Raw genomic sequence first — 11,085 nt, 5'->3', positions numbered from 1 at the left:
CCGTTATACCGAGCGGCTGGCCATACTCTTCGCCCGGCCGATAGAATGGCTCCTCTGGGTACTGCTTCCATTCGTGGTAGTGTTAAGCTGGATTGCCTCCGGCCTGAGTAAGATGCTGGGTGGAACACCGGTACCGAGGTCCCTGGCCAGCGAGGAGGAAATCCGCAACATGATTACGGTGGGACACCGGGAGGGGACGGTGGAGGACTCCGAGGCCAGGATGCTGCACAAGGTATTCGACTTCGGGGACCGGCGGGTGCGTGAGGTCATGGTGCCACGGCCCGAGGTGGTGGCAATAGAGCAGGGCTCCACAGTGGCTGAGTTCCTTGCCCTCTACGCTCAGTTCCCGAGGTCGCGTTTCCCGGTATTCAATGAGAATATGGATAATGTCGCCGGTATTCTGGCTATCAAGGACGCACTGATGGCACAGGCGAAGGAGGCTATTAACCAGCAGAGCCCGATTGACGAGCTCCTTCGCCCGGCATACTTCACCCCGGAGACCAAGCTCATCAGCGAGTTGTTTAACGAGATGCGGGACAGCAACTTCCGTATGGCGGTGGTTGTCGACGAGTTTGGCGGTACGGCAGGTATTGTCATGCTCAGCCGGCTGGTCGAGGAGATTGTTGGCGAGGTCGGTGACGAACTGACGACGGTAGAAAAGGACTATGAGGCCATTAATGCCTATACCTTTGAGATTGACGGCGGGATGCGTATCGAGGAAGCTAACGAGGAGATGGGCCTGGAATTGCCTGAAGGTGAGTACGAAACGGTAGCCGGATTCGTGCTCAATCTTTTAAGACGTATTCCCAGGCCGAATGAACAGATTGTATACAAAGATATGAAACTGGTAGTATCCGAGATGCGGGGGGTCAAGATTGAGAAGATTGTCTTGACCAGAGGGGGATATGCAGCGACTACGGATTAGCTTCAGCCGGGGAGAGGCGCTCAAGTATATCTCTCACCTGGACATCATCAGATTGTGGGAGAGGGCGCTTCGACGCGCACAAATCAGGCTGGCTTACTCCGAGGGGTTCAGCCCTCACCCCCGGATATCCCTGGCCGCGCCGCTTTCCGTGGGAATTACCAGCGAAGTGGAATTGATGGATGTCACGGTGGCAAACCAGGTCTCACCACACTGGTTTTCCGCCGCCGCTGGCAGGCAGCTGCCGGCAGGCATGGAAATAGGCAGCGTCTATCCGATAGCCCCGAGCGTCCCTTCTCTCCAGTCACAGGTGCGTTTTGCCGCGTACGAGGTCGATATCGAGACGGAGAAGGGTGCCGCGGAGATTGAGACAACAATATCCCATATTCTGGCGCTGGAGCAGTTGCCCTGGCATCACTACCGGGATACCGGGCGGCGCGATTATGACCTCCGGGTACTGATAGACGATATATGGCTGGTGGGACCGGAACGCGGGGGCTACACCATCGGTATGAGGCTGCGCTGTGACAGTAATGGTTCGGGGAGACCGGAGCAGGTCGCTGCTGCCCTGGGTTTTACCGACCATCCCCGTGCGATAAGGCGTACCAAACTCGTCCTGGACGCTGGCACAAGACCCGGTGCCAAAAGATAAAGTCGCATCAGAATGCGATAAGGCCGCATTCCGCTATGCAGAATGCGGGGCAAGTCTGCCTTCCGAAGTATAGTTCGATGGTCACGAGACGGGAATTCGAGAAATCCTTAGAGCAGAGAGTGCTGGGCTTTATCCGTGCCCATCACCAGGTGTCTCCCCATGCTCCGCTGGTGGTGGCGGTGTCCGGGGGGGCGGACTCGGTATGTCTCCTTCACGTCCTGAACAGGCTGAGGGGGGAGCTACAGGCGGAACTTCACGTGGCCCATCTTGACCACCGGTTGCGCGGTGCCGAGTCCCGGGGCGATGCCGTGTACGTTGCCGGAATGGCACGGCGTCTGGGTATTACGGCTACCATCGAGGAATGTGACGTCAGGGCATATCACGCGGAGCGGGATGTCACATTGGAAGAGGCAGCCCGCGAAGTGCGCTACGCCTTCCTCGCGAAGGTAGCTGTGTCTATTAATGCCGACCGGGTAGCGGTAGGACACACAACGGATGACCATGCCGAGACCGTACTGATGCACATTATCCGGGGGACAGGGACCACCGGGCTGCGTGGGTTACAGCCGGTCGCCGGCTGGCGGGCGAGCACAGACGGCATCACGGTGGTACGACCGCTGCTGGAGGTCACCCGCAAGGATACCTTAGAGTACTGTCGCCAGTGCCGTATGCGTCCCCGGGTCGATGTGTCCAACTTCAGTCTGTCACCCCTGAGAAACAGGCTTCGTCACCATCTCCTGCCACTTTTGCAGGAGTATAACCCGCAGATAGTCAAGGCCCTGGTACGCACTGCCCGGATAGCCGGAGATGACCTTGGTGTACTGGACAGGGAGACCGCCAGGCTCTGGGAAGCAGTTGTCCGGCGGCAGGCAGATACCGTAATCATTGACAGAGCAGGCTTTCTGGAGTTGCCTTCCGGCCTGCAACGCAACCTGCTCCGCCGGGCTATGGAGGAGCTACTGGGCAGTCCCATGGACATCGAGGCACGCCATATCGAGGAGATGCTGGCGGCCCTCACGTTGCCGGCGGGAAGACGCCTCAGCTTGCCGGGAGGCCTGTTCTTCACCATCGAGTATGACCGGTACCTGCTGGGAGCCGACCCCTCGGCGTTGTGCCCGTACCCGGAACCGTGTGGGGAATTCGTCCTGAAGGTGCCCGGTGTCACCATAACCCCCGGCTGGCGTGTAGAAACGGTCATGTCCGGGCCGGGGCAGGTGGTGGGTGAAGAAGACGGGTTTACCGCCCATCTCGATGCTGACAGAATTGGGCAGCGGATACTGGTCCGCACACGCCGACCGGGTGATCGGTTCCGGCCGCTGGGTATGAGTGAGACCAAGAAGCTGGGCGAGTTTATGATTGACGCCCGTGTTCCGCGCGCCTGGCGACCGCGGGTGCCGGTGGTCTGTTCAGGGGACGATATACTGTGGGTTGTCGGATGGCGCATAGATGACCGGGCCAGGGTTACCGAAAACACCCGGGAGGTACTCCGGGTCCGGTTCGAACGCGTGCCTGATTCCGTCGGTGAACAGTCGGTGGTCACATGAGTGTTGCATCGAGTACGTTGCAGCTACTTGGCAAAAGGTGCTATTATTTGCTAGACTAATCAAGTTGAATGTTGATTCGGAGGGTAGCTTCTATGACTGGGCAAGATATTATAGACCGCGCGAGGAGTGAGGGCAGAACCCTGCTAACCGAGGTAGAGGCCAAGGACCTGCTCAAGCAGGCCGGGATAAGTGTTGTTGATACCAGGCTGGCATCTTCACGGGAAGAATCGATTTCCATCAGCGGAGAGCTCGGTTTCCCGGTGGTACTGAAGATAGCCTCGTCTGATGTGGTGCACAAGAGTGATGCCGGCGGGGTTGAGTTGGGCCTGGAGACAGCAGAGCAGGTGGGTGAAGCCTACGATAATATCATAGCCGCTATCGGCAAGGCCTTTCCGGATGCTAAAATCCAGGGAGTATCGGTGCAGAAGATGGCCCGCCCCGGGGTCGAGGTGATTGTCGGCATGTCAAAGGATGCCCAGTTCGGCCCGGTGCTGATGTTCGGTCTTGGTGGCATTCTGGTGGAAATCCTGAAAGATGTTTCCTTCCGGATTGTGCCTCTCGTTAAGCGGGACGCTGCCGAGATGATTCGGGATATCAAGGGCTATCCTATTCTTGAAGGTTACCGGGGCTCGGAAGCAGTGGATGTGGGTAATCTTGAGAACCTGATACTCAAGGTCTCTGATTACGTCGAGAAGACCCCGGACATCAAGGAGCTGGACCTGAACCCCGTCTTTGCTTACAGTGACGGTGCCGTGGCGGTGGATGCCAGGGTGGTGCTCGAGGATGAAGCCCCGGCGTAGCCGGGATGAGGCGCAGGCGTAACCGGCAGGCAACGGTCTCCTTCCGAACCGATGGGACCAGCTACCCGATGTGGAGAAACTGATTCTCTTCATTGTGGGTGCTGGTCCTTCTGATATTCTTCACCTTTCGGACCCCGCAAGATTCTATTGACAAGGTCTTCCCTTTATGCTATAAATACCTAGCTGTTCTAGGTATTGCGGATACTACTTGCGTGAGGTGACATAGATGGCAGGCAGGAAGGACCGGATGAAGGGCAATATCAACTCCCTGCTGTTATGCCTGATAAGCCAGCAGCCGATGTACGGTTACCAGATAATGAAGGAACTCGAGGGCAGGAGCCAGGGCTACTTCAAGTTCAAGGAAGGCACGCTCTATCCGGCCCTGCATCGGCTGGAAAAGGCGGGTCTGGTCACAGGCAGGTGGCAGCCTTTTTCCGGTGGTCGGCAGCGGCGGTACTATCATATTACGGAGAAAGGCCGTGCTACCCTGGTGGAAAAGACGGTAGAGTGGCAGGACTTCTTCACGGCGATGAACCTGGTCTTTAAGCCGACTACACCGTGAGGTGAGGTGGGGAATTGGCGACAGAGCTGGACCGCTATCTGAAGGACATTCGGGAGAACCTCAGGATTGACCCAACCGCCGAAGAAGAGGTTTTAACCGAGTTGGAAATGCATGCCGAGGACAGGCTCCAGGAGATGAGGGAAGCCGGTCTGTCCGATGAGGAAGCGGCCAAAGAGTGCGTCGGGGTGCTTGGCTCGGCCAGGATAGTGGCGCGCCAGATATATGAAGTGCACAGCCAGGGTACCTGGAGACAGGCGTTGCTGGCTTCGCTGCCTCACCTTCTTTTTGCCGCGTTATTTGCCCTCAAGTGGTGGGGCATCGGCTGGCTTCCGGTCCTGATAGGCTTGGTGATAGCCACTGCCGTCTACGGCTGGTGCCGCGGGAAGCCGGGCTGGCTTTTCCCCTGGCTGGGGTACGCCCTGCTGCCGGTGGTCGCCGCCGGTCTGCTCCTGCTCTACCTGCCCACGGGATGGGCCTGGGCCACGCTCCTCGCCTACGTTCCGCTGGTCGTGTGGTTACTGTGTTACATCACAATCAAGAGTATCAAGCGGGACTGGCTGTACAGTGCTCTGATGCTGCTGCCGGTGCCGAGCTTTGTCGGGTGGTTTCTGGCGGCGCAGCAGGAGAACAAGTTCACCGGGCTCAACCTCGGGCGGCTCAATGACTTTGCTCCCTGGATTGTCATGAGTTTCCTGGTGCTGGCAATTTCGGCAGTCGTATTCATTCGACTGAGGCAGCGCCGATTGAAGGTAGTGGCACTGGGGATATCCGGCGTATTAACACTGGCAACCGTTGCCTTTGCCGGTAGCAGGGTCGGTTTCCCCATCTTTCTCGCATTGATTTTACTGCTGCTGGTCTTTCTGTTAGTTCCGGCCTTCCTGGACCACAGACTGAGACACGGTGGCCATCCGGCGGCGACCTAGACCGCCATCTCGTGGAGGTATGCCTTGCGAAAGGTAGCTGTCGTTGTCGACAGCATAGCCTGCTTAACTAAAGGGCAGGTAGAAGAGCACGGGATAACGGTAATGCCCCTGAACTTCTACCACGGTGGCAAACTATATCGTGATTGGGTGGATGTCACCCCTTCCGAAGCCTACGAGCTGTTCCTCCAGGACCCGGAATCATTCAAGACCTCCTCTATCTCTCCCGGGGATGTCATTGAGACTTACCGGAAGGTGAGCGAGCAGGCAGAGGGTATCCTCTGTATCACGGTCTCATCCAGACTCAGCGCAGTATACAATGCCGCTCTGGACGCTCGTGAGATGGTGAAGGAGGAGCTACCGGGGGTCTCGATAGAGGTGCTGGACTCCCTGAATTGCACCGCCGCGGAAGGCTTTATTGCGCTTGCCGCGGCACGGGCGGCTACCGAAGGGGGAAGTCTGGCTGAGGTAACCGCAGCGGCCAGAGATATGATGAAAAGGGTCAGGTTTCTCGTCTTTCTGGATACAATTCGTCACGTCTACCGTTCCGGGCGGATACCAAAGGTTGCCTCGCAGGTGGGTTCGGCACTCAATGTCAAACCGATACTCACCATGTCTCCGCCTGGAGTTCTACGCTTCCTCGGGGTAGCCAGAAGCCGGAAGAGTGGAGTGGAGCGTCTCCTCAAGACGATGAGGAGAGAACTGGGCACGGGACCGGCACATATTGCCGTGATGCATGCCTATGCTCCCGAAGAAGCGGAAGAACTCAGGGAGCGGATTGCGTCCGAGTTCTGCTGCGCCGAGCTGTGGGTTACCGAGTTCAGCCCCCTGATGGGCTATTCCTGCGGTACCGGGACGCTGGGAGTAGCCTTCTACCACGAGGGGTAGACCCGGCGGGCTTCGGACTATTTTCTCCTGCCATCTAGTCAAACCGGCAAAAAGCCACTATAATGAAGATTGTGGAAAGCACCCGGCTTGTCTCGGACGTCCAGCGGTTGCGTGAGGGTCTGAGGGGGCTTCCCGAGCCAGTGGCAGAACCGGTCCTGATTGTCGTCAGCGGACTACCTGGTACGGGGAAGTCTTTTTTCAGTAGAAGGCTGGCGGAGCGTGTGTCCTTGCTTATTCTGGAAAGCGATGCCTTGCGGAAGGCCCTCTTCTCACTGCCCAGCCATAGTGCCGGAGAAAGTTCACAGCTATTCCAAACAATTCACCTTCTTATCGAAAAACTTCTGAAGGATGGGATTTCACTGATACTGGACGCGACGAATCTCTCCGAAAGGTTCCGCGAGCGCCTCTACAGCATTGCTGACCGTATCAATGCCAGGCTCGTGATGGTACTGGTGGAGGCACCGCCGGAGGTAGTGCGACAGAGGCTGGAGGGCCGGGCGGGAGACCCGGAGGACAATTCCGACGCCGACTGGTCGGTGTACTGTCAAATGAGGTCATCGGTAGAGAGAATAAGTCGCAATCATTACGTAGTTGACACTTCGCGGGATATAGCGCCTGTTATTGACAAGGTTGTGAGAGAAATCAAGCAGTTCCCACTGCGGTGAGGGCCGGGGCAGTAATACTCATGCCTTGCCGTTGGTCTTATCTGATTTGAGTAAGCAGGAGGTTTCGTAAGTATGGGCTTGGGGTATTTTGGGAAAACGCTGCGGGTGAATCTGTCCAGTGGAACGATTTCGGCTGATGAAAACGAAGAAGACTTCTACCGGCGCTATTTCGGAGGCAGTGGCTTCATCAGCTACTATCTCCTCAAAGAGGTAGGCGCTGGCGTGGATGCCCTCAGTCCGGACAACAGGCTGGTTTTTGCCGCCGGACCCGTCACGGGGGTACCGATAGCGGGCGGTGGCCGGAACAGTGTCGGTGCCAAATCACCGCTCAATGGTGGCTACGGTCAGGCCGAGGTTGGTGGATTCTGGGGGGCGGAGTTGAGACATGCCGGCTGGGACGCAATAGTGGTTGAAGGCAAGTCGGAGAAGCCGGTCTATCTCTGGATTGATGACGACAGGGTGGAGATAAGGGATGCTGGCCATCTCTGGGGCAAGACCACCCTCGAGGTCCAGAAACGTATCCAGAAAGAGCTGGGCAGCACCACGATTCGTATTGCCCAGATAGGACCTGCCGGGGAGAACCAGGTGCGCTATGCCTGTGTGGTCAATGATATCAACCATGCTGCCGGCCGTTCCGGTATGGGTGCAGTGATGGGTTCCAAGAACCTGAGGGCCATTGCCGTACGCGGGCATCAGAAGGTGGAACTGGCGGATGAGAAAGCGGTCAACTCCCTGGCAAAGTGGCTGCGGGATGACCTCAAGACCAACCGTATGGCGGTCAACTTCAGTCAGAACGGTACCGCCGGCGGTGTGTCCGCGTTTAATGCGATGGGGAACCTGCCCACAAAGAACTTCCGGTATGGCCACTTCGAGGGTGCGGACAAGCTCAATGCCCAGGCGCTGAATGAGCAGATTCTGGTGAAACGAGGCGGGTGCTTTGCCTGCCCGATTCGCTGTAAGCCCCACGTGGGTGTCAAAGATACGTATGATGTCGACCCCGTCTACGGCGGACCGGAGTATGAGACCCTGGGGTCCCTGGGTTCGAGCTGTGGCGTGGATAACCTGGAAGCGGTTGCCCGTGGTAACCAGCAATGTGGTGCCTACGGACTGGATACTATCTCCACCGGCGTCACTATTGCCTTTGCCATGGAGTGCTTCGAGAAGGGTATCCTGACGGAGAAGGATACCGGCGGGGTGAAGCTTAACTTCGGCAATGCCGATGCAATGCTGGAGATGATAGAGTTGATTGCCCGTCGGGAAGGTATCGGCAACGTACTGGCTGATGGGAGTGCCCGTGCCGCGGCGGCAATCGGAAAGGGTGCCGAGGAGTTCGCTATGCAGGTCAAGGGGCAGGAGTTACCGATGCACGAGCCCCGCTGCAAGGCCGGACTCGGGCTGGGCTATACTATCTCACCCACCGGTGCCGACCACTGCCACAACATCCATGATACCGGCTACGTGATGCGTATCGGGAGCGGCCCAAAAGCGATGGGTATACTTGAGCCTCTACCTTCCCAGGACCTGAGCGCTGGCAAGGTGCGAATGCAGCTCTACGGCAGTCTCTGGCAGCACGCGCTCAACTGCCTGGTGTTCTGCCAGTTCGTCCCGATTGCCTCGGACAGGATGACTGATTTGATAAACGGTATCACCGGCTGGAACACCAACCTCTGGGAGTTGATGAAGCTCGGGGAGAGGTGTATTACCATGGCACGAGCGTTCAACATGCGAGAAGGCAAAACCAAGGCGGACGATTTCCTGCCGAAGCGTTTTCTCACAGCTTTCGAGTCCGGCCCGCTCCAGGGAGTTGCCATCAATGAGGATGAGCTGGCCAGGGCGGTAGAGACCTACTACGGAATGGTGGGCTGGGACAGCGAGGGTAAACCAACCAGCGCCAAGCTGGAAGAGCTCGGTGTTGGCTGGGTGGCCGGAATGTAAGTGCCCGCAGATAAAAGGAGAGATACCGTGGAGATTTCAGTTAGTGTCGGGGACATCAGCAGCATCGAGGCTGATGCCATCGTTGTGAACCTGTTTGAAGGCACGGAGAACCTTGATGGTGAAATTGGTGCTATCGACAGGGCCCTGGATGGGGCTATCTCTCAGTTGATTTCGCAGGGTGAGATTAAGGGTAAGCCCGGCGAGAATACCCTGGTCCACAGCCTGGGCAATCTGCCTGCCGCCAGGGTGGTGGTTGTTGGTCTTGGTAAGGAGACAGAGCTGGACCGGGATAAGGTCCGGGGAGCGGTCGGTGAGAGCTGTCGGATGCTGAGAGGTAAGGGCGTGAAGAGCATCGTCACGGTTGCTCAAGGGGCAGGGACCGTCGGGATAGGTTACGAAGCAGCCGGGCAGGCAATCGCGGAGGGAGCACTGCTCGGGCTTTACCAGTTCCGCAGGCATATTACCAAGGAGGCCGAGCACGGCGAGATAGAGCAGCTAACGATAATCGATTCCGGCGAGGCCAACATCCCTGCGCTGGACGCAGGTTGCCGTAAGGGTGAAATCATGGCCGGTGCAGCTATCCTGGCGCGTGATATGGCTAACGAACCGGCCAATTACATGACGCCCACGGACATGGCCACGGAGGCCAAACGGGTGGCCGAAGCCTACGGTCTGGGGTACGAGGTGCTGGAGAAAGAGCAGATGGAGGAGCTGGGGATGGGGGCGTTGCTCGGCGTGGCCCGGGGAAGCCATCAGCCCCCCAAGTTCATCGTCCTCCGTTATAAGGGACGTAACTCCGATGAGGTCGATATCGCTCTCGCCGGTAAGGCAATAACCTTTGACTCCGGGGGCATATCTATAAAACCGTCAAATGGCATGGGTGATATGAAGGGAGACATGGCCGGCGGTGCCGCGGTGATGGGAGCGATGGCGGCTATCGCTCAGCTCAAGCCGGCGGTTAATGTCCTGGCGCTGATTCCCGCTACGGAGAACCTGCCCGGGGGGAATGCGCTCAAGCCTGCGGACGTGTTGACGGCCATGGAGGGCAAGACCATCGAGATTATCTCCACGGATGCTGAGGGGCGCCTCGTTCTGGCTGACGCGCTGGGATACGCCCGGAAGCAGGGGGCAAAGCGAATCGTGGATGTAGCCACGCTCACCGGAGCATGTGTGGTGGCCCTGGGAACGGTCTGTACCGGCGTCTTCGGCAATGAACAGGAGTTGATTGACCGGGTGGTTGCGGCCGGCACCGAGGCCGGGGAGAAGATGTGGCACTTGCCCACGTACGATGAGTACAAGGAGCAGAACAAGAGTGAGGTAGCCGATATCAAGAATACCGGGGGCAGGGATGCGGGAGCCACTACCGCGGCGCTCTTCATCGGTGAGTTTGCCGGTGACACACCCTGGGTGCATATGGATATTGCCGGTACCAGCAGGACCGACAAGCAAAAGAACTACTACGTAAAGGGGGCTACCGGTGTACCGGTGCGCACCCTGGTGAACCTTGTCCTTTCCCTCGTCGAGTAACAATAAGGAGGTCTGAGGAATATGAAGGTCAAGTGGCTGGGACATGCATCTTTCCTGATTACGGCGGACGACGGAACAAGGATTATTACCGACCCGTATATCGTCGGCAGCGGTCTGAAGTATGGCGAGATAAACGAATCGGCCGACATTGTCACCGTGAGCCATGACCATTTCGACCACAACAACGTCGCCTCGGTTGGCGGCAATCCCCAGGTGGTGAATGACCCTGCGCCGACGGATATCAAGGGTATCAAGTTCAGGGGTATCCCCACATACCATGACGATAACCAGGGCAAGGACCGTGGCAACAACATCATTTTCATCATGGAGGTGGCTGGTGTAACCGTCTGCCACCTCGGTGACCTGGGACACCCTCTCAGCAGCCGGCAGGTTGCTGATATCGGGAAGGTGGATGTGTTGCTTATTCCCGTAGGCGGTTTCTTCACCATCGACGCCGGGGTAGCTACGGAGGTATATGGTAAACTGAATCCCCGGGTGGTAATACCGATGCATTTCAAGAATGACCGCTGTGATTTCCCGATAGGTAGCGTTGAAGACTTCCTCCAGGATAAGAAGGCGGTTATTAAGGCCGATGCCACTGAGGCACAGTTTAAGGCCGGTGAACTTCCCGAGAACACTGAGATTGTAGTTCTGGACCCGGCACTATAGT

General features: G+C 57.6%; 11 protein-coding genes. All 11 read left to right on the top strand.

Annotated elements, in window-relative coordinates; all coding sequences use genetic code 11:
* Positions 1-925, top strand: a 925-nt coding sequence (locus VMW13_05315; protein HUV44231.1) for a hemolysin family protein, incomplete at its 5' end; no start/stop codon positions are given.
* Positions 906-1,574 (top strand): TIGR03936 family radical SAM-associated protein, encoded by a 669-nt coding sequence (locus VMW13_05310; GenBank protein HUV44230.1) that lies wholly within the window; start codon positions 906-908, stop codon positions 1,572-1,574. The genes VMW13_05315 and VMW13_05310, both read left to right, overlap by 20 nt.
* 77 nt (positions 1,575-1,651) lie before the next feature.
* A complete protein-coding gene (gene tilS, locus VMW13_05305) occupies positions 1,652-3,118 on the top strand; it encodes a tRNA lysidine(34) synthetase TilS (protein HUV44229.1) in 1,467 nt (488 codons plus the stop codon).
* Between the two features lie 92 nt (positions 3,119-3,210).
* Positions 3,211-3,918 carry an acetate--CoA ligase family protein gene (locus tag VMW13_05300; GenBank protein ID HUV44228.1) on the top strand — a complete coding sequence of 236 codons (708 nt, stop codon included), beginning with the start codon at positions 3,211-3,213 and terminating at the stop codon, positions 3,916-3,918.
* Positions 3,919-4,144: 226 nt separating this feature from the next.
* Positions 4,145-4,480, top strand: a complete 336-nt coding sequence (locus tag VMW13_05295) for a PadR family transcriptional regulator (protein HUV44227.1) — start codon at positions 4,145-4,147, stop codon at positions 4,478-4,480.
* Positions 4,481-4,494: 14 nt separating this feature from the next.
* Positions 4,495-5,403 (top strand): hypothetical protein, encoded by a 909-nt coding sequence (locus VMW13_05290; GenBank protein HUV44226.1) that lies wholly within the window; start codon positions 4,495-4,497, stop codon positions 5,401-5,403.
* Positions 5,404-5,427: 24 nt separating this feature from the next.
* Positions 5,428-6,288 carry a DegV family protein gene (locus VMW13_05285; GenBank protein ID HUV44225.1) on the top strand — a complete coding sequence of 287 codons (861 nt, stop codon included), beginning with the start codon at positions 5,428-5,430 and terminating at the stop codon, positions 6,286-6,288.
* Between the two features lie 62 nt (positions 6,289-6,350).
* Positions 6,351-6,953, top strand: a complete 603-nt coding sequence (locus VMW13_05280; GenBank protein HUV44224.1) for an ATP-binding protein — start codon at positions 6,351-6,353, stop codon at positions 6,951-6,953.
* Between the two features lie 72 nt (positions 6,954-7,025).
* Positions 7,026-8,888: an aldehyde ferredoxin oxidoreductase family protein gene (locus VMW13_05275; protein ID HUV44223.1), complete on the top strand. Its 1,863-nt coding sequence runs from the start codon at positions 7,026-7,028 to the stop codon at positions 8,886-8,888.
* 27 nt (positions 8,889-8,915) lie between these two features.
* Positions 8,916-10,415 (top strand): leucyl aminopeptidase, encoded by a 1,500-nt coding sequence (locus VMW13_05270; protein HUV44222.1) that lies wholly within the window; start codon positions 8,916-8,918, stop codon positions 10,413-10,415.
* Positions 10,416-10,436: 21 nt separating this feature from the next.
* Positions 10,437-11,084: an MBL fold metallo-hydrolase gene (locus tag VMW13_05265; GenBank protein HUV44221.1), complete on the top strand. Its 648-nt coding sequence runs from the start codon at positions 10,437-10,439 to the stop codon at positions 11,082-11,084.
* Position 11,085: the final 1 nt, after the last annotated feature.

Source organism: Dehalococcoidales bacterium, from assembly GCA_035529395.1.
GTDB lineage: Bacteria > Chloroflexota > Dehalococcoidia > Dehalococcoidales > Fen-1064 > DUES01.
The sequence above is the reverse complement of the archived record's forward strand: the minus strand, read 5'-3'. Positions and strand labels throughout refer to the sequence as shown.

Coding starts and splice junctions, on each gene's coding strand:
- VMW13_05300 (HUV44228.1), top strand. CDS start 3,211: ATGACTGGGCAAGATATTATAGACCGCGCGAGGAGTGAGGGCAGAACC.
- VMW13_05280 (HUV44224.1), top strand. CDS start 6,351: ATGAAGATTGTGGAAAGCACCCGGCTTGTCTCGGACGTCCAGCGGTTG.
- VMW13_05265 (HUV44221.1), top strand. CDS start 10,437: ATGAAGGTCAAGTGGCTGGGACATGCATCTTTCCTGATTACGGCGGAC.
- VMW13_05295 (HUV44227.1), top strand. CDS start 4,145: ATGGCAGGCAGGAAGGACCGGATGAAGGGCAATATCAACTCCCTGCTG.
- VMW13_05275 (HUV44223.1), top strand. CDS start 7,026: ATGGGCTTGGGGTATTTTGGGAAAACGCTGCGGGTGAATCTGTCCAGT.
- VMW13_05310 (HUV44230.1), top strand. CDS start 906: ATGCAGCGACTACGGATTAGCTTCAGCCGGGGAGAGGCGCTCAAGTAT.
- tilS (HUV44229.1), top strand. CDS start 1,652: ATGGTCACGAGACGGGAATTCGAGAAATCCTTAGAGCAGAGAGTGCTG.